Origin of the sequence: Saccharospirillum mangrovi (genome assembly GCF_003367315.1) — a bacterium.
GTDB classification, from domain to species: Bacteria; Pseudomonadota; Gammaproteobacteria; order Pseudomonadales; family Natronospirillaceae; genus Saccharospirillum; species Saccharospirillum mangrovi.
On record NZ_CP031415.1, the window covers coordinates 1,718,218 to 1,735,953 of the forward strand.

At 54.5% G+C, this 17,736-nt stretch carries 18 protein-coding genes; 10 read left to right on the plus strand and 8 right to left on the minus strand.

Annotated features, from left to right (window positions below; genetic code table 11):
- The first annotated feature begins 10 nt into the window (after positions 1-10).
- Genes nqrF through sthA form a run of 4 tightly spaced genes read left to right on the plus strand, consistent with a single transcriptional unit; the run spans position 11 to position 3,970 of the window.
- On the plus strand, positions 11-1,237 hold the full coding sequence (gene nqrF, locus DW349_RS08280; RefSeq protein ID WP_108124412.1) for an NADH:ubiquinone reductase (Na(+)-transporting) subunit F: 1,227 nt from the start codon (positions 11-13) through the stop codon (positions 1,235-1,237).
- Positions 1,237-2,259: an FAD:protein FMN transferase gene (locus DW349_RS08285; protein WP_108124411.1), complete on the plus strand. Its 1,023-nt coding sequence runs from the start codon at positions 1,237-1,239 to the stop codon at positions 2,257-2,259. The genes nqrF and DW349_RS08285 overlap by 1 nt, the downstream gene beginning before the upstream one ends.
- Positions 2,260-2,302: 43 nt before the next feature.
- On the plus strand, positions 2,303-2,539 hold the full coding sequence (nqrM, locus tag DW349_RS08290) for a (Na+)-NQR maturation NqrM (RefSeq protein WP_108124410.1): 237 nt from the start codon (positions 2,303-2,305) through the stop codon (positions 2,537-2,539).
- Positions 2,540-2,575: 36 nt separating this feature from the next.
- Positions 2,576-3,970: a Si-specific NAD(P)(+) transhydrogenase gene (gene sthA, locus DW349_RS08295; protein WP_108124409.1), complete on the plus strand. Its 1,395-nt coding sequence runs from the start codon at positions 2,576-2,578 to the stop codon at positions 3,968-3,970.
- Between the two features lie 55 nt (positions 3,971-4,025).
- On the opposite strand, the gene DW349_RS08300 is transcribed toward sthA, so the two are convergent.
- The 4 genes from DW349_RS08300 to nhaB form a co-directional block, all read right to left on the minus strand.
- Positions 4,026-4,886 carry a DNA replication terminus site-binding protein gene (locus DW349_RS08300; RefSeq protein WP_108124408.1) on the minus strand — a complete coding sequence of 287 codons (861 nt, stop codon included), beginning with the start codon at positions 4,884-4,886 and terminating at the stop codon, positions 4,026-4,028.
- Positions 4,887-5,073: 187 nt separating this feature from the next.
- Positions 5,074-6,000, minus strand: coding sequence for a transaldolase (gene tal, locus DW349_RS08305; RefSeq protein ID WP_108124407.1), 927 nt, complete (start codon positions 5,998-6,000; stop codon positions 5,074-5,076).
- A 74-nt stretch (positions 6,001-6,074) separates the two neighbouring features.
- On the minus strand, positions 6,075-7,070 hold the full coding sequence (dusA, locus tag DW349_RS08310) for a tRNA dihydrouridine(20/20a) synthase DusA (RefSeq protein WP_232819272.1): 996 nt from the start codon (positions 7,068-7,070) through the stop codon (positions 6,075-6,077).
- 58 nt (positions 7,071-7,128) lie between these two features.
- Positions 7,129-8,643 (minus strand): sodium/proton antiporter NhaB, encoded by a 1,515-nt coding sequence (nhaB, locus tag DW349_RS08315; protein WP_108124405.1) that lies wholly within the window; start codon positions 8,641-8,643, stop codon positions 7,129-7,131.
- Positions 8,644-8,951: 308 nt separating this feature from the next.
- Here nhaB and DW349_RS08320 point away from each other — a divergent pair, with 308 nt between their 5' ends.
- A complete protein-coding gene (locus DW349_RS08320; protein ID WP_108124404.1) occupies positions 8,952-9,599 on the plus strand; it encodes a hypothetical protein in 648 nt (215 codons plus the stop codon).
- A gap of 28 nt (positions 9,600-9,627) precedes the next feature.
- Here DW349_RS08320 and DW349_RS08325 read toward each other — a convergent pair whose 3' ends face one another.
- On the minus strand, positions 9,628-9,942 hold the full coding sequence (locus DW349_RS08325; protein WP_108124403.1) for an SCP2 sterol-binding domain-containing protein: 315 nt from the start codon (positions 9,940-9,942) through the stop codon (positions 9,628-9,630).
- A 121-nt stretch (positions 9,943-10,063) separates the two neighbouring features.
- On the opposite strand from DW349_RS08325, the gene sohB reads away from it, so the two are divergent.
- Complete coding sequence (sohB, locus tag DW349_RS08330) at positions 10,064-11,068, plus strand: protease SohB (protein ID WP_108124402.1); 1,005 nt, start codon at positions 10,064-10,066, stop codon at positions 11,066-11,068.
- Positions 11,069-11,122: 54 nt separating this feature from the next.
- On the opposite strand, the gene DW349_RS08335 is transcribed toward sohB, so the two are convergent.
- Positions 11,123-12,730 (minus strand): lytic transglycosylase, encoded by a 1,608-nt coding sequence (locus DW349_RS08335; protein ID WP_232819271.1) that lies wholly within the window; start codon positions 12,728-12,730, stop codon positions 11,123-11,125.
- Positions 12,731-13,002: 272 nt separating this feature from the next.
- Here DW349_RS08335 and DW349_RS08340 point away from each other — a divergent pair, with 272 nt between their 5' ends.
- The 3 genes from DW349_RS08340 to dnaQ are packed head-to-tail and all read left to right on the plus strand — an operon-like array spanning position 13,003 to position 14,964.
- A complete protein-coding gene (locus DW349_RS08340) occupies positions 13,003-13,791 on the plus strand; it encodes a class I SAM-dependent methyltransferase (protein WP_108124401.1) in 789 nt (262 codons plus the stop codon).
- Entirely contained in the window at positions 13,788-14,234 is a 447-nt protein-coding gene (gene rnhA / locus DW349_RS08345) for a ribonuclease HI (RefSeq protein ID WP_108124400.1), read from the plus strand. The genes DW349_RS08340 and rnhA overlap by 4 nt, the downstream gene beginning before the upstream one ends.
- Positions 14,212-14,964 carry a DNA polymerase III subunit epsilon gene (gene dnaQ / locus DW349_RS08350; protein ID WP_306418309.1) on the plus strand — a complete coding sequence of 251 codons (753 nt, stop codon included), beginning with the start codon at positions 14,212-14,214 and terminating at the stop codon, positions 14,962-14,964. The genes rnhA and dnaQ overlap by 23 nt, the downstream gene beginning before the upstream one ends.
- A 16-nt stretch (positions 14,965-14,980) precedes the next feature.
- Here dnaQ and lexA read toward each other — a convergent pair whose 3' ends face one another.
- The gene (gene lexA / locus DW349_RS08355) at positions 14,981-15,589 is read right to left on the minus strand and encodes a transcriptional repressor LexA (protein WP_108124398.1); all 609 of its coding nucleotides are present in this window, start codon (positions 15,587-15,589) and stop codon (positions 14,981-14,983) included.
- Positions 15,590-15,663: 74 nt separating this feature from the next.
- Here lexA and DW349_RS08360 point away from each other — a divergent pair, with 74 nt between their 5' ends.
- The gene (locus DW349_RS08360) at positions 15,664-16,506 is read left to right on the plus strand and encodes an alpha/beta hydrolase (protein WP_108124397.1); all 843 of its coding nucleotides are present in this window, start codon (positions 15,664-15,666) and stop codon (positions 16,504-16,506) included.
- Positions 16,507-16,558: 52 nt separating this feature from the next.
- On the opposite strand, the gene DW349_RS08365 is transcribed toward DW349_RS08360, so the two are convergent.
- Positions 16,559-17,653 carry a 3-deoxy-7-phosphoheptulonate synthase gene (locus DW349_RS08365; protein WP_108124396.1) on the minus strand — a complete coding sequence of 365 codons (1,095 nt, stop codon included), beginning with the start codon at positions 17,651-17,653 and terminating at the stop codon, positions 16,559-16,561.
- Positions 17,654-17,736: the final 83 nt, after the last annotated feature.

Genomic DNA, 17,736 nt, shown 5'->3' on the forward strand with positions numbered 1-17,736 from the left:
GATTACAACGATGAGTACCGAAATTATTTTGGGTGTTGTTCTCTTCACCCTGATCGTTCTGGCACTGGTCGCCGTCATTCTGTCGGCCCGTGCCAAGTTGGTGAGCAGTGGTGATGTCACCATTGAAATCAACGAAGACGCCAGCAAAGCCATTACCGTACCGGCTGGCAGCAAGCTGCTCGGCACCCTGGCGAACGAAGGCATTTTCCTGTCGTCTGCCTGCGGTGGTGGCGGTACCTGCGCTCAGTGCAAATGTAAGGTGCTGGATGGCGGTGGTGCGGCTCTGCCGACCGAAGAAACGCATTTCACTAAAGGTGAATTGCGTGACGGCTGGCGCCTGTCTTGCCAGGTAGCGGTTAAGCAGAACATGAAGATCGAAGTCGATCCGGAATTCTTCGGCGTTAAGCGTTGGGAATGCACGGTCGAATCGAACCCGAACGTGGCGACCTTTATTAAGGAACTGACGCTGAAATTGCCAGAAGGCGAGGACGTCGATTTCCGTGCCGGCGGTTACGTTCAGTTGGAAATTCCGCCGCACGAAGTGCACTACAAAGACTTCGATATCGGTAAAGAATTCCATGGCGATTGGGACAAGTTCAACATCTGGCAATACAGCTCCAAGGTCACCGAAACGGTGACCCGAGCCTATTCCATGGCGAACTACCCGGACGAAAAAGGCATCGTTAAATTCAACATCCGTATTGCGACGCCGCCGCCGGGAACCAACCATCCGCCGGGCCAGATGTCGTCTTATGTGTTCAGTTTGAAACCGGGCGACAAAATCGCTGTGTTTGGTCCTTTCGGTGAGTTCTTCGCCAAAGACACCGACGCCGAGATGGTCTTTATCGGCGGTGGTGCCGGTATGGCACCGATGCGTTCGCACATCTTCGATCAGCTCAAGCGGTTGAATTCCAAACGCAAGATCAGCTTCTGGTACGGCGCTCGCAGCTGGCGTGAAGCCTTCTACGTGGAAGAGTTCGATCAACTGGCCAAGGAAAACGACAACTTCAATTGGCATCTGGCGCTGTCCGATCCGCTGCCAGAAGACAATTGGGACGGCCTCACCGGTTTTATTCACAACGTCCTGTACGAACAATATCTGAAGGATCACGACGCGCCGGAAGATGTTGAGTTCTACATGTGTGGACCGCCGATGATGAACGCCTCCGTCATCAAGATGTTGGAAGACCTGGGCGTTGAGCCGGAAAACATCATGCTGGATGACTTTGGCGGTTGATGTCGGCTCTTAAATGGCGCGGTTTGATACTGGTCGTTCTGACCGCGCTCCTGACTGCTTGCGGCGACCGAGAGGTCGCCGTTCGCACTTTGGCCGGTTACAGCATGGGCACCAGCTACAGTGTCAAGCTGGTGTCTACCGTCGCACAGGCGCAACACTTGGATGCAGTGGTTCGCAGTCGTCTTGAGACGGTGGATCAGGCGATGTCGACTTATTTACCGCGTTCGGATGTGTCGCGTTTTAACGATGCGGCAGTGAACGACTGGGTGGATGTGTCGCCGTTGACGGTTGAGGTGGTGTCGTTGGCGTTGGATGTTGCCCGTCTCAGTGACGGTGCATTCGATCCAACCATCGCGCCGTTAGTGGACGCCTGGGGCTTTGGCCCGCAGCCTCGACCGGATCAGATACCGTCACAACCGCAAATTGATGACCTGTTGAAACAAGTGGGTTGGGCGGCGATCGAGATTGATGACGCCCATCATCGGCTGCGTAAGACCGCCGAGCGTGAACTGGATTTATCGGGTATCGCCAAAGGCTTCGCGGTCGATCAGGTAGCCGATGCGCTGGCAAATGAAGGCATCGTTGATTATCTGGTGGAAGTGGGTGGCGAGCTGAGATTTTCTGGCACCAAACCAGGCGATGAGCCTTGGCGCGTTGGCATTGAAACACCTGACAGCGGTGCGCGCAGTGCCTATCGGATTCTCGAAGTCGGTACGGGTGCAATGGCGACCAGTGGCGACTATCGTAACTATTACGAAGAGGATGGCGTGCGCTATTCGCACACGCTGGATCCGTCCAATGGTCGGCCGATTCATCACTCGCTGGTGTCCGTTTCGGTTCTGGCAGACGATTGCGCCTTGAGTGATGCTTTTGCCACCGCCATGTTGGTTAAAGGTTACGACGAAGCACAGACGTTGGCCGAGTCGCAGGGTTTGGCCGTTATGTTGATTGAACGCGATGGTGATGGTTTTACAGCCTGGCAATCCGAACGTTTTGCTGAGCTGTTTGGCTCGGCAAACTGAGTTGAATTAAACAACGCCCAATCGGGCAAGGGGGAGGTGCATCATGGCAACCTTTCTGGCCGTTCTGGTCTTTATGTTGATTGTGGTAGCGGCAATGGCCGTGGGTGTGATGTTTGGTCGTCAACCGATCAAAGGTTCCTGCGGTGGTATGGCCGCCATTGGAATGGAAGCGGAATGCGATGTCTGCGGTGGCGACAAAACGCGTTGCGATTCCGAAACCCGCGCGACCCGTCGTCGCAAAAATAACGCAGCGGATCTGGCGGTAGACGCCAGTCGTTGAGTTGCCCTGGTTGAACTGACTCTGGGAGTAAGGCAGTTGGTCGAAACTCAGTACGATCTGATCATTATTGGCAGTGGCCCTTCGGGCGAAGGCGCGGCCATGAACGCCGCCAAAGCAGGGCGCAAAGTTGCCGTTATCGATATGCGTCAGCGCGTTGGTGGCAACTGCACCCACCAGGGCACGATACCGTCCAAGGCGTTGCGTCATGCCGTGCATCAGGTCATGCAGTTCAACCGCAACCCCATGTTCCGCCACATTTCCGAACAGAAGTGGCTGTCTTACAGCCAGGTGCGCGAAACGGCGCAACGGGTTATCGATAAACAGGTCGCTATGCGCGCGCGTTTCTACAGCCGCAACGGCATTGATCTGTTTTACGGCGTCGCCAGTTTTGTGGATACGCATTCAATCCACGTCGATCAAGGCGATGAACAGGCGGATGTGTTAACCGCCAAGGAATTCATCATCGCCACTGGTTCGCGTCCGTGGCGTCCACCGGGTGTGGATTTCAACCATCCGCGTATTTTCGACAGCGACACGATACTGAACTCCACCGACACACCTCGGCACATCGTGATTTACGGTGCGGGTGTTATAGGCAGTGAGTACGCATCCATTTTCAATGGACTGGGTTGTAAGGTGGATTTGATCAACCCGGGTGGCCGTCTGCTCGCTTTTATGGATGACGAAATTTCCGATGCGTTGAGTTACCACCTGCGCGGACACGGTGTGCTGGTGCGCCACAACGAGACGTTCAAATCGGTCGAAGCCTTCGATGACCACATTGTGTTGTCGCTCGAATCCGGTAAGAAAATCAAAGCCGATGCTTTTATGTGGGCCAACGGCCGCAGCGGAAACACCGACAATCTGAATTTGCCGGCGGTTGGACTGGAAGCCAATCGTCGCGGCCAGTTGGAAGTCGATGAGCACTACCGCACTTCGGTGGAAAACATCTACGCCGCGGGTGATGTGGTGGGTTGGCCGAGTCTGGCCAGTGCCGCCTACGACCAGGGCCGCAGTGCATCTGGTGTGATTGTGCAGAACAACACTTACCGTCACATCAACGATGTTCCAACTGGCATCTACACCATTCCGGAAATTTCATCAGTTGGTTTGACCGAAGGCGAACTGACCGATGCCAAGGTGCCGTACGAAGTCGGCAAAGCCTATTTCAAGGACATCGCACGCGCGCAAATTACCGGCGAAGACGTTGGCGTATTGAAGTTGTTGTTCCACCGTGAATCGTTGGAGTTGTTGGGCATTCATTGCTTTGGTGACCAGGCTGCGGAAATTTTGCACATCGGCCAGGCGATCATGGCGCAGAAAAATGGCGGCAATACCATTCGGTATTTTATCGAGCATACATTTAACTACCCGACGATGGCGGAAGCCTATCGGGTGGCGGCGTTAAACGGTCTGAACCGAATTTTTTAAGTTGACACTCATGCAAATAAAAGCCGGCAACTGCCGGCTTTTTTGTGTCTGTCGCTTAATAGGTTCGGCGCTTAGGTTGCCGATACCGATGTACACGAATCGATGGCAGCCAGGGTTCGTCTTCTAATTTATTGTCGCTGCGCACCAGGCGGTGTCGTTCGTTTGGTGGCGTTTCCGGTGGAATGGAAAAATCCGGCAGATCGTTAATGCCTTGGCTGGGGAACAAGAGCGGCAAGGAGACGTTCATGGACTTACGCCGGCCATCGGCAAACACCAGATTGGCGCGTAACACCGGTGCCTGACGCTGCACCCGAGCCAGTGGTTCGTTGTCGGGCAGGGCAGCTAAACGTTCCATTTGAATGCGAATGTGGGCGGCTTCGGTGTTCAGTTTGGTCAGCCGTTCCCAGGCTTCCATTTTGGTGATGCGGGTTATGGAGCGACCGCTGCTATACCAACTAAAACCGACGCGATCGGGACGTTTAACGACTAACGGCAGGTGACGGAAAACCTGCTTCAAATGCAGCCGTGCCAAGCCTTCGCGAGAGAGTGAATCGTTCAAGCCCTGATAGCGACGAGCCAGCCGGCCCTGAATTTCCCGCCACGCCACGTTGTCGGCTTCCTTCAATGCATGAACAACTTTGCGGAACTGATCTTTGGCCAGGTTTACTTCCGCCGCCAGGGTGATCTGCTCCCGGTTGAGGGCAATCAAACCCGGATAGGTGCGTGTTTCGCGACCGTCCTGTTCTTCCTGATACCAAAGATCCAACAATAGATCTTCAAGATCCGGCGCTCGAACAGAACCGGCCCAAGGGGCAATCCAATGTGCGCTGTCGTACTGGTTCACCGATTTAGCGAATGCAGCAATGGCGCGACGCATGTGTTCGAATTGATCGAAGAGGCGGGTTTCGCTGTCCAATATACCGTTATCTCTTGAGGCTTTTTGTCAGTGTAACGGCTTGCGTGTTTCTGACCAAGAGGGGCGATGTTTGAGATTGGGTATTTGGTTGGTGCTGGTGAGTGGCGAAGGCGCTTGAGGGGCGATGGGTTGAGTTAGGAAATGCGGGCGGCGAGGGTATTGCCGCTCGCATTTCCCACCCATTGGTTCAGGAAACGCGTGAGCGAATCAGCTCTTCCATCTTGATTTGGTCTTCGATGAATTTGCGAATGCCTTCGGCCAGTTTTTCCGTCGCCATGGGGTTGTTGTTCATGCCCAGGCGGAAATCCGCTTCGGTAATCGGGCTGGTTTGATCGTCGCTGCCGCCACCGGGGTTCAATGCACGCTCCAGTTTGCCGTTGTCCTGGCTCAATTCTTCCAGCAGGGCGGGGCTGATGGTCAGGCGGTCGCAACCGGCCAGAGCTTCAATTTCGCCAGTGTTACGGAAGCTGGCGCCCATGACGATGGTTTTGTAACCATTGGCTTTGTAGTGCTCGTAGATTTCGCGAACAGACACTACGCCCGGGTCGGTTTCGGCGCTGTAATCCTGTCCGGTGCTCTGCTTGTACCAATCCAGAATTCGGCCAACGAACGGAGAAATTAAAGTCGCGTTGGCATCGGCGCACGCCTGGGCCTGTTCCATGCCAAACAGCAGCGTCATGTTGCAGTTGATGCCTTCCTGCTCCAGAACGCGAGCCGCTTGAATGCCTTCCCAGGTGGACGCGATCTTGATCAGAATGCGGTCGCGGGTCCAGCCGTCGGCTTCGTACAGTTCGATCAAACGGCGGGCTTTGGTCAGCGTCGCTTGAGTATCAAACGACAGTCGGGCGTCTACTTCGGTGGAAACGTAGCCGGGTACTTCTTTAAGAATTTCCTGGCCGATGGACGTCAGAATGCGATCAATGCCATCGTCGAAGTTGTCGGCGCGAGACATGCAGCGATCAATCAGATCGTCGTAATGGCCGCCTTGGATGGCTTTGAGCACCAGTGATGGATTGGTGGTGGCGTCCTGAGGTTTGAACTTACGGATCGATTCGAGTTCGCCGGTATCCGCAACGATAACGGTGAACGCTTTGAGCTGTTCGAGTTTGTTCATAGCGACTCTCTGTGATGGCTGGCTTGGCTGTGGTTGCGTGTTCCCGCTTTAACCGGCGGGCGAATCAGTAACGGTCAGGCGGATAATGCCTGAGGGTCCAGCAGTTGGACTTCATGCAAAGCGCGACGAATCAGCTCGGGGCTGGCATCGGGTCGATGCATGCCTTCGCTGAGCAGGCGCCGAAACCGCCGGGCGCCGATCTGGCCTTGAAACAAACCCAGAGTGTGGCGCGCCATATATTTCAGCGGTGTACCAGCGGCGAAACCTTGCTCGATCCAGTCCAGGTACCGTTCTTTCAGACTGCGTTGTGTCGGGCAAGGTTGAGCCGCACCGTAGTAAATAGGGTCGACGTCCTGGAGTATCAACGGATTTTGATAGGCTTCGCGTCCCAGCATGACCCCATCCAAACCGGACGCAATCAGCGCTTGGGCCGTGTCGTGGTCTTTAATGCCGCCGTTGATGACGATGTTCAGATGTGGGAAATCGGCCTTGAGACGTTTCACCCGCTCGTAATCCAAGGGCGGAATCTCGCGATTCTCCTTGGGGCTGAGGCCGCTCAAAATGGCTTTGCGAGCGTGCACGATGTAAGTGTCACAGCCGGATTCGGCGGTGATGCCAACGAAATCGCGCAGAAAGGCGTAATCGTCAAAGTCATCGATGCCGATACGATGCTTGAGCGTGACCGGAATGTCTGTGGCCTGACGCATAGCGCTCAAACAATCCCGGACGAGTTCGGCGTGGCCCATCAAAATGGCACCAATCATGCCATTTTGCACGCGGTCCGACGGGCAGCCGGCGTTCAGATTCACTTCGTCATAACCCCAACGCTCTGCCATCTGGGCGCACTGAGCCAGGCCGGAGGGGTCACTGCCACCCAACTGGAGCGACAATGGATGTTCGGTTTCCTCGAAGCGCAGGAAACGCTCGGCGTTGCCATGAATGAGGGCGCCGGTGGTAACCATTTCGGTGTACAGCAACGCTCGCTGGCTGAGCAGACGATGAAATTGACGGCACTCGGACGTGGTCCAGTCCATCATGGGGGCAACGCTGAAAGGGTGGGGATAAGCCAAAAGTGTCTCCGCGAATTGCAGCGTGAGGGGCAAAGCCCCTCTTAATTCGGGTGGCGAATTATAACCAAAAAGACACCGCAAGATAACCCAGTATGGACATTACGAAGGTGTAAGGCAGGGCCATCAATACCATGCGGCCATAGGACAGCCGGATCAGTGGTGCGATGGCGGACGTCAGCAAGAACAGAAACGCAGCCTGACCGTTGGGCGTGGCCACTGAAGGCAAATTGGTGCCGGTGTTGATGGCAACCGTCAGTTGGTTGAAGTGCTCCAGATCAATAGCGCCGCTATCGAGTGCGGATTTCACTTCATTGATGTAAACGGTCGCGACGAAGACGTTATCGCTGATGGCCGACAACAAGCCGTTGGCGACGAAAAACATACCCGGCTGAACGGCTTCTGGCAGCGTCAGCACCCAGGCAATGATCGGCGTAAACAAATGCTGGCTGTGGATGACGCCAACAATGGTGAAGAACACTACCAGTAGCGCGGTAAAGGGCAGGGCTTCTTCGAAGGCTTTACCCAGTTGGTGTTCATCGGTGACACCGTTCAAAGCGGTCAACAACACAATGACGCTGAGTCCGATCAAACCCACTTCGGCCAAATGGAATGCCAGGCCGGAAATCAGCCAAACAGCCACGGCAGCCTGAACCAGTAACTTAGTGACATCGCGACGGGTACGTTTGCTTTGCTGATGTGCTTCAAAGTCGGTCAGGATGGTGCGAACGGAGGCCGGGAGGCGAGCGCCGTATCCGAACCAGCGTAATTTTTCGAGCAGTACACAAGTGGTCAATCCAGCAGCCAGAACGGGGATGGTGACCGGCGCCATGCGGAAGAAGAATTCACCAAAGTCCCAGCCGGCAATGTGAGCGATCAGCAAATTCTGCGGTTCGCCAACCAGAGTGCAAACCCCACCCAAGGCAGTACCGATAGCGCCGTGCATCAACAACGACCGCAAAAAGCTACGGAACTCACTCAAATCCTGGCGATGCAGGTCTTCGACGGAGTCGTCTTCGTTGTGATTATGCTCGTGGTGTTGGAACGGCTTACCAGAGGCAACCTTGTGATAAACGCTGTAGAAACCAACGGCAACGCTGATCAATACGGCGGTGACCGTTAGCGCATCCAAAAAAGCTGACAGAAACGCCGCGACGGAACAGAACATCAGCGACAAAAGTGATTTGGAGCGAATACCCAGCAGCAATTTGGTGAAGGTGAACAGCAGTAAGTCCTTCATGAAATAGATGCCGGCGACCATAAAGATCAACAACAAGATCACTGGGAAATTGACAGCGGCTTCGTGGTAAACCACTTCGGGGTTGGTCAAACCAATCAACACCGACTCCAGCGCCAGCAGCCCACCGGGTTGCAACGGGTAGCATTTCAATGCCATGGCCAGTGTAAAGATGAATTCGGCGATCAATAACCAACCGACCACATGGGGGCCAGCTTCGCCCAGCGCCCATAGCAGGATGGGGTTGACGATCAAAAAGCCCAAAATGATCTGCTTGTACCAGGTTGGGCTATTGCCGAGAAAGTTCGAGACAACGGATTGAGTAAACGTAGTGCTCATGGGGTGCTCATAGGAAAAGGGAAACCGGTTGGGAGCCCGTCGCGCTGGGGCGTCATACTCCTCGAAAATGGGCGTTTAAACTACTCGTTTTGGTTGGTTTTTCAAGCGGTGCCAAGGAATAACTGCACATAGAATCGACAGGTGCTGTCGCTTGGGCACGCTTTTCTTGACCTGGTGAGTGTGGAAGACTGGAATGCTGTTATTAACCCCTTGTCTTCGGGAGGCTGCACGGAGCTTCAAGGGGTTCAATAAAGGGTTCAATTGCTCGGTTCAGCCGGGCATCACCGACCGAGAATAGAGGGCAGGTTATGACGTATTGGCCGTTGCTGTTGATCCTGTTGCCAGTCTGCATCTTGTTGTTGTTTTTGGCAGTACGACTGCTGTTTCGTGGGGGTTGGGTTGGCGGTTTTCTGCGCGGCCTGATAGGCATTGGCAGTCTGCTGGTCATCGTATTGCTGGGTTATTTGGTGGTTGATCTGGCTGCGTATCGAGCGTTGCGCGCCGAGACCACCATTGCCACCTTGTCGTTTACTCAGTCCGGTCCACAGCGCTATGACGTGCAGCTGTCCCGGCTCGATGAAGACTCCGAAGAAAGCTATGAATTAACCGGAGACGAGTGGCAGCTGGATGCCCGCGTTCTGACTTGGACAGGGCCGTTGACGGTACTGGGCATGGAGCCGGTGTATCGCTTGGAGCGCTTGTCGGGGCGTTACCGTGACTTAACGCAAGAGCGTAGCGGTGACCGTCGCGTCCATTCTCTGGAAGAACGCAGCTGGCTGAGCATACAGCAATTTGAACCCTGGCTGCCCTGGGTGGATGCCCGTTTTGGCAGTGCTGCCTATTTGCCGATGGTCGATGGTGGGATTTTTGAGGTGGGCTTAACGTCCCGAGGATTGGTCGCCCGGCCGGTTAATGAACCGGCGCGAGCGGCGGTGGGGACTTGGAGTTCCGAATAATAATCTGACTGTCGAAAGGGTTTGTCGATCAGAGTGAAAACAAGTCCGACAGTCGAGTCGCCAACATCATGTCGCCTTCAGTGCGCAGACGACCGGCCATAAATGCCTGCATGCCGTTGAGCTCGCCGGAGGCGATGTCTTGCAGAGTATCGGCGTCCATCAGCAGGGTTACGCTGGGGTCGTCGTGCTCACCTTCGCCTAATTCACACTGACCGTTTTTCACCACCAGGTGGTAGGTGGCTTCGTCTTCGATGGCGAATTGGAAGACTTCGTCCATGTCGCCGGCAGCATCCGCATCGAACCGGGATTGAATGGTATTGAAGAGTTCAGCAGTCGTAGCCATCTTGTGTCTCCTGTGCATGGGCTCCGGAAGTTTGGCATTGTAGGAGCCGCCCAAAACGAAATCAAACGTATGTTTGAAACGAAGGTTTGATTCATGAATTGTCGATGCAAGGAGCCACGGTGTGTGGAGTGATTACTGGTTGTTTCTATTAAAAGCCCTGACGGTTGCCGTGGTGATCGTCGTTGTTATCGGGGCCATTGCCCGCAGTGCACGGTCCGGCCAGGGCGGTGCCCAGCACCGTGGCCGGCTGGTGGTGCGGACCTTGAATGAGCGCTTTCGCCGGCAGGCCGATGCCATTCGCCATCAAGTGTTCGATAAGAAGTCGCTCAAGGCGCATCAAAAGTCGGAAAAAGCGCGCTTGAAAGCGGACAAGGACAAGACGCCTGAGCGCGTCTGGGTGTTGAACTTCAAAGGCGACATTCAGGCGTCCCAGGTGACCTCGTTGCGTGAAGAAATTAATGCGTTGCTGGCCGTTGCCAAGGCCGGGGAGGAGGTGGTGCTGGTCTTGGAGAGCCCTGGCGGTGCCGTCAGTGGCTATGGTCTGGCCGCGTCGCAATTGAAACGCTTACGCGACGCCGGCCTGAAATTGACTGTCTGTGTCGACAAGGTTGCCGCCAGCGGTGGCTATATGATGGCGTGTATTGCGGATCGGATTTTGGCGGCACCGTTCGCCATGGTTGGTTCCATCGGCGTGTTGGCGCAGGTACCGAACGTGCACAATCTGCTGAAACGTCACGATGTCGATGTCGAGGTGTTAACCGCGGGTAAACACAAAGCGCCGTTGACCTTGATGGGTGAGAAGACGGAAGCCGGTCGGCAGAAGTTTCTCGATGATCTGGAAGCCATTCATCGTCGTTTTAAAGCCTTGGTGGGGCGTTATCGCCCTCAGTTGGATTTGGCTCAGGTAACCGAAGGGGATTTCTGGTTGGCGGAAGACGCGTTGGAGCTGCAATTGATCGATGAAATTGGCACCAGCGATGATTATCTGATGCGCCAGATCGACGCCAAAGAGTTGGTCTCGGTCAGTTGGAAGCCGCAACGCCGCTTGGATGTTCGGGTTCGGTCAGCAGCGTCGGCGGCAACGGAAGGCATGATCAGTCGTTTATCGCAGCGAATTTTGCCCTAGTGACAGGGCTGTATTCCGACCCATAAAAAAGCCGGCGATCGCCGGCTTTTTTATTTAATTGATGCGCGTGACATCCACATACAGTGTTAGCCGTTGCCCGGGCTGAATGTATGGTTGGTCGATGCTGTTCCAGCGCTCAATGTCATTGACGCGAACGTTGAATTTGTTGGCGATGCGCGACAGTGAGTCACCAGACCGCACCACATAGCCTACCTTGCGCACCACTTCGCGATTGGTCCGGGCGACGCTGGGGTTGTTGGCGTCCAGCCAGATCGCCAGGGTCTGTCCTGGGCGCAAGACATCGCGCGGCGCCATGTTGTTCCACCGTGCCAGGTTGCCGACACTGACGCCGTACTCACGTGAAATATCCCAGAAAGTGTCGCCACCACGGACAACATAGTTAACCCGAGTGCGGTTGCTGCCCGCCAAAGCATTTTGAGTGCGAGCCAGACGCTGACCGGCGCTGAGTGCGTAGTCGCTGGACCTGGCTGAGGCGATTGGAATCATCAAGGCGTCGCCAGCGCGGATCATACTGCCAGATAAATCGTTGGCGTCTTGCAGCATGTCGACGGTGACGTTAAAACGACCAGCAATGCTGAGCAGTGAATCGCCGGGTTTGATGGTGTAACGCTGCCAGGTCATGCGTGACTCGGGCGGCAGATCCACCAGTTGGTCACGAAACCCTTGTGCTTTGTCCGCGTAGACCAGCAGGCGGTGAGGCCCGTCGGGATTGGTTGCCCACTGGTTGTAGCCCGGGTTCAGCAGGTAGAGGTCACTGAGGTCCATGTCGGCCAATTGTGCAGCCTGGGCCAAATCGATCTGGCCGCCAACTTCGACCACTTCAAAATAAGGCTGCGTGCTGACCAGTGGCAATTCAATGCCATAGGCTTCCGGCGAATGAATCAGTTTGGCCAGAGCGAACATCTTAGGCACATAGGCTTCGGTTTCACGAGGCAAATCCAGGTGCCAGAAATCGGTGGGGCGCCCTGCGGACTCGTTGCGTCGAACCGCACGCAAGACCGTACCCGGCCCTGAATTGTAGGCCGCCAGGGCCAGCAGCCAATCGCCGTCAAACATTTGGTTCAGACGATCCAGATATTCCAACGCCGCCCGAGTGGAATCGACCACGTCACGGCGACCGTCGTACCACCAGTCCTGCTTCAGGCCGTACATCCGTCCGGTTGACGGAATGAATTGCCACATGCCAGCAGCACTGCCGTGTGAATAGGCAAACGGGTCGAAAGCACTTTCAACGATGGGCAGCAGTGCCAGGTCGAGTGGCATGTCCCGCGCCTGTAATTCTTCGACGATAAAGTACATATACCGACCAGCGCGGTCGCTGACTCGGTTGATGTAGCTTTGGTGGCTGGCGTACCAGCGTAACTGAGCGGTAATGCGCGGGTTGTCCAGGCTGACGTCAAATTGAAAACCGCGGCGCAATGTCTGATAGAGGTCGTCCGGGTAATGCGAATAAGGGTCGTAGACCGCACGCGCTCGGGTGATTTCTTCGGTCAGATCTGGATGAGTGGAAAAGACATCCTGAGTGACCAGCAGTGTTTCCAACAGCGGGTCATACACCGGTTCTGAGAATGGCATCTTCAACGGCGGGCGCGGCATGATGGCCGGATAACCCGCATCGAGATCCAAGCCGGCCGATCGCACGGTCTGCTCGATAGGGGTGCTTTTGCCAAACCAGGATTGAGGAATGCTTGAGAGGGAAGAACCGCCCAGGGTGCTGCAGCCACTTACCAGGATGCTGGTCAGGGCCGTTGGTAACAGATAACGATTTAAAAGCATGCAGTGGGTCGCTTGGGTTTTGAAGCCAGTATCGGTTTGGGCGATAATTCTATGTTGGCAGTGGGGGTGCCGCAAGTGGACGCTATTGTGCCTGGCGCTCAACGAAGAAGGTCCCCGTTTACAACTGAGAGAATGTTTTGAACAAGCAGATAGGTCAGCGATTCAAACATCTGTTGCGCACTGGGCCGCCGCATGTGGCATCTCAGGAAGCTTCGCTGTCGCGGTGGTATCAGTCGGCCCTTGGTCAGCGGCTCATCGAAACAGAACGCGAACTGGTTGCTTTGGGTTTGGCGGGTCGTTTTGGTTCCCATTTGTTGCAGCTCGACAGCGGCTGGCATGAGCCGTTGTTTGAACAGCGACTCTACGGCTGTGGCACCTTGGTGTGTCAGTTGGACAATCGCGCTCCCTGTCCCGTTGTGCGTGCCGATGCTGAGGCCTTGCCATTTGAGCCGGAAAGTATTGATGCCCTGGTGATGCATCACACCTTGGATCAATGCGATAACCCGTATCAGGCTGTTCGCGAAGCGGCGCATGTGCTTCGACCGGGTGGGCTTTTGGTGATTGTCGGGTTTAACCCGTTCAGTACCTGGGGAATGCGCGCCATGTTGAGCCGCGTTCAATCGGGTGTATGGCGATCTCGTTTTATTCGCAGCGGGCGGGTGGCTGATTGGATGCAGTTGCTGGATTTCGAATTGGAACGTCAGGAAAAGCATCTGTTTATTCCACCCTATAATCGTCCGGAATGGATGGGGCGCATGAATGTGCTCAGTCGGATGCAACGACGTCTGATGCCTGTTAGCGGTGCGGTTTATTTGCTGGTCGGCTGTAAGCAGGTTGCCGGACGAATTAATGGTCGGCCGCGTTGGCGGGCCCGCCCAGTTCTCAAATCTGGCCTAACCGGTCAGACGATCAAGGAATCTTTATGAGTGACGCTGTCACCTTGTACACGGATGGTGCCTGTCGAGGTAATCCAGGCCCAGGCGGATGGGGTGTGTTAATGCGCTCTGGCGCACATGAAAAAACACTGCACGGTGGTGAAGCGGAAACCACCAACAATCGAATGGAGTTGATGGCCGCCATTGTAGGATTGGAATCGTTAAAGCGGCGCTGTCAGGTGGATTTGTATACCGACTCGCAATACGTCCGCAAAGGCATCACCGAATGGATTCACGGCTGGAAGCGTAACGGCTGGAAGACCGCGAGCAAGCAACCCGTCAAAAATCAGGATTTGTGGCAACGCCTGGACCAACAGATTGGCAAACATCAGGTTGAATGGCATTGGGTAAAAGGACACGCTGGTGTGGATGGCAATGAGCGCGCGGATGCGTTGGCCAATCAGGGCGTCGATGAAATCATCAGGAAGGGCTGAGATGCGTCAAATCGTATTGGATACAGAAACTACGGGTTTGAGCCCGAATAAAGGTGACCGCATTGTTGAAGTCGGTTGCGTTGAACTGATTGGTCGTAAACACACCGGGCGCCACTTTCATTATTACGTCAACCCTGAGCGAGACATTCCGGCTGAAGTCGTTGCCGTCCACGGTATCGACAATGAGAAAGTAAAAGACTCACCCAAGTTTCGGGATATTGCTGAAGAGTTCTGGCAGTTTGTCGCGGGTGCCGAGTTGGTGATTCACAACGCCGCCTTCGACATGGGCTTTTTACAGATGGAGTTTGATCGTCTGGCCACCGAAGGACGTTCATTTGGCAGGCTGGCAGAGCATTGCTCCGTGCTCGACACTTTGATGTTGGCGCGAGAGAAACACCCGGGTGCCAAGGCGTCGTTGGATGCATTGTGCAAACGATACGGCATCGACAATAGCCACCGAACACTTCACGGGGCGCTGTTGGACTCGGAAATTCTCGCTGACGTCTACCTGATGATGACTGGTGGGCAGACAGCGCTGATTCTTGATGAGGAACCGGCTGAGTCAGAGCAGGAAGAGGTGAGTTTTGATGCCAGCGCTATTTTGGCATCGGGTGAGCGATTGACCGTAGTACGCCCAACCGAAATGGAACTGGATGCACATCAACAGATGTTGGCGATGATCGAGAAGGCTTCCGGAGCCGCGCCGTTGTGGCACGGCCGGAGCAAATGAACTGAACCGTGAGGTGTCAGTGCAGGGTTCTACGAATGACCCCGACGTACAGACCTTCAATGGCAAAGTCGTCTTGTTGCAAGTCGACAATGATCGGATCGAAGTCGGAGTTTTCAGGATAGAGCGTTACAATGGCACCTTGGCGCTCATAGCGTTTCACCGTGACGTCTTCACCAACTCGGGCAACGACAATGTCGCCGTTCCGGGCTTGGTCCGTTTTGTGAACTGCAATGAGATCGTCTTCCAGAATGCCAATGTCTTTCATGCTCAGCCCCTGAACCTGAAGTAAGTAATCCGCTTTGGGTGAGAACAGACCGGTCGGAATTTCAATGAATTCCTCAATCTGTTCCTGAGCCAGGATGGGTGAACCAGCGGCAACCCGTCCGACAACTGGAATACCCGCTTCGGACTCTGATTCAGGCAGACGGATACCTCGGGATGCGCCTGATACCATTTCAATCGCACCTTTGCGGGCCAGTGCTTTGAGATGTTCTTCGGCGGCATTGGGGGACTTAAAACCGAGTTTCTGGGCAATTTCTGCCCGAGTCGGAGGATAGCCAGTGGCGCCCAGGTGCTCTTTTATGATATCCAGCACCTCTTGTTGACGAGCGGTCAGTTTCAGCATAGTGTCGCCCTGTTTTTTTATACAGTAGCTGGGATTATATACAGGCTACGCTCACTGTAAAGGACTCAAAAGGCTTGAAAAGTAGCAGTGAATTGTTTCCGGTGGCCTTGGCCAGCGCGGAGTTTAAAGAAGGCGTCTACGAAGATGTCTATTCCCTGAAACCTAACAACAGCACCGATAAAACCGTCGAGATTGCCCTGGTTCGTTTGCACCGGGAAAAAATCGATAAAGCGTTGCCGCTGCTGTTGGTGCATGACGCTTTTTATAACCATTGGCAATGGCTTGATTATGGCGTCGGCGGCACTGCCGGTGAACTGGTGCGCCAAGGTTACGATGTCTGGTTGTTGGATTGGCGCGGCCATGGCCTGTCTTCCCGTAACCAACGGCCTCAGACCAATACGCTCGATACGATGGCAGAGTACGATCTACCGTCTGTTTTTGCGTTTATTGAAGAACGTTGCGGGCAGAAACCAGCCGTGGTTGCACGAGGCTTGGGCTGCGAGTTGATCAGTCGCGCGATGGCCTATGGTCAAACCCTGCCCGAACTGTTGTTTGTTCAATCCAATCAACTGCCACCTCGTCGCCTGCACTGGCTGCCAGGTACAAAATTGATACAGCGAATTCGTTTGTTGAAGGGCGCATGGATAAAAGGCCCGGGTGAAGAAATGGAAGTGCGGCCACTGTTTCGTCAGCTGCTGAAAAAGGGTGGTTGGTTTGGTGGTTGGAAAACGACTTCTGGCCAAGCCATTCGGCCGGCATTGGACGCACATCTGGACGTTACCCGGTGGGTATTTGAGCCGGGAAAAACCCCGTCCTGGTTGAAGCGTCTGAAGGTGTCTGCTGAGCACTGCTCTGAGGCAAAAATTGCTGATTTTGATTGGCCAAAGCTGTTGCCGAAAGCATCAGAACCGGTGTGAATATGAAAAGGGATTAACTCGAACGGAGTTAATCCCTTTTTCTTAACGTTGGTTACCCTGCCTTGATGGCCGTGACGGAATTTCGAACCCGGCCCGGTAAAACCCCTTTCAATTTATCCCGCATCGACAGCAGTAACTTCTCTGTTGTTGACCAGCCGATACAGGCATCGGTCACAGAGACGCCAGGTTTCAAGTCCGCCAGATCCTCTGGGATTTTTTGATTGCCGGCTTCCAGATTGCTTTCAATCATTACGCCAATAATGGACTGATTACCTTCCAGAATCTGGTTGGTGATGTTGTCGGCGACCAAGGGTTGCAAATTGTGGTCTTTGTTCGAGTTGGCATGAGAGCAGTCAACCATGATGTTGGTCGGCAATTTGGCTTTGCGCAGGCTCTCTTCGCACAACGACACGCTGACGGAATCGTAGTTAGGCTTGCCGTTGCCGCCGCGTAACACCACGTGCCCATAAGGGTTGCCACGAGTATGGATGATGGCTACCTGACCTTCGTGATTGATCCCCAGGAAACGGTGCGGTGAGGAAACCGAATTCAGAGCGTTGATCGCTACATCCAGGCTGCCATCTGTCCCGTTTTTAAAACCAACGGCGGATGAAAGGCCGCTGGCCATTTCCCGGTGAGTCTGGCTTTCTGTTGTGCGGGCGCCAATGGCCGACCAACTGATCAAGTCCTGCAGGTATTGCGGAGAAATAGGGTCCAGCGCTTCAGTGGCTGTGGGTAAGCCAATTTCGGCGATATCCAGCAACAGTTTGCGTCCGATGTGCAAGCCGTCTTCAATCTTGAATGAATCGTTCAGGTAAGGGTCGTTGATCAGACCTTTCCAGCCCGTTGTTGTTCGGGGTTTTTCAAAATAAACCCGCATGACCAGCAACAGACTATCCTTGACTTGCTCATTCAGTGCTTTCAGTCGATGAGCGTATTCCAACGCCTGTGCAGGATTGTGGATAGAGCAAGGACCAATAACGACAATGATGCGGTGATCTTCGCGGTCCAGAATGCGGCGTACGGCTTCGCGGCCGGCATCAATGACAGCGTGAGCGCTATCACTGACGGGTAAATCCGCCTTTAAAGCCTCAGGCGTAATTAGAATTTCCTGGCTTTCAACGTTCAGATTGGTTAACTGTTGCATGGTTTGCGAACGGCTCTTCTAAGTGGGGCTTATTGGGGTCGTCTTCACAAGCAAAGATGATAGGGAAGTAAATAAACGAATAC

Bases quoted from the DNA above. Each gene is read 5' to 3' on its own strand.
- nqrF (WP_108124412.1), top strand. From the start codon at position 11: ATGAGTACCGAAATTATTTTGGGTGTTGTTCTCTTCACCCTGATCGTT.
- DW349_RS08285 (WP_108124411.1), top strand. From the start codon at position 1,237: ATGTCGGCTCTTAAATGGCGCGGTTTGATACTGGTCGTTCTGACCGCG.
- nqrM (WP_108124410.1), top strand. From the start codon at position 2,303: ATGGCAACCTTTCTGGCCGTTCTGGTCTTTATGTTGATTGTGGTAGCG.
- tal (WP_108124407.1), bottom strand. From the start codon at position 6,000: ATGAACAAACTCGAACAGCTCAAAGCGTTCACCGTTATCGTTGCGGAT.
- nhaB (WP_108124405.1), bottom strand. From the start codon at position 8,643: ATGAGCACTACGTTTACTCAATCCGTTGTCTCGAACTTTCTCGGCAAT.
- DW349_RS08320 (WP_108124404.1), top strand. From the start codon at position 8,952: ATGACGTATTGGCCGTTGCTGTTGATCCTGTTGCCAGTCTGCATCTTG.
- DW349_RS08325 (WP_108124403.1), bottom strand. From the start codon at position 9,942: ATGGCTACGACTGCTGAACTCTTCAATACCATTCAATCCCGGTTCGAT.
- rnhA (WP_108124400.1), top strand. From the start codon at position 13,788: ATGAGTGACGCTGTCACCTTGTACACGGATGGTGCCTGTCGAGGTAAT.
- dnaQ (WP_306418309.1), top strand. From the start codon at position 14,212: ATGAAATCATCAGGAAGGGCTGAGATGCGTCAAATCGTATTGGATACA.
- lexA (WP_108124398.1), bottom strand. From the start codon at position 15,589: ATGCTGAAACTGACCGCTCGTCAACAAGAGGTGCTGGATATCATAAAA.
- DW349_RS08365 (WP_108124396.1), bottom strand. From the start codon at position 17,653: ATGCAACAGTTAACCAATCTGAACGTTGAAAGCCAGGAAATTCTAATT.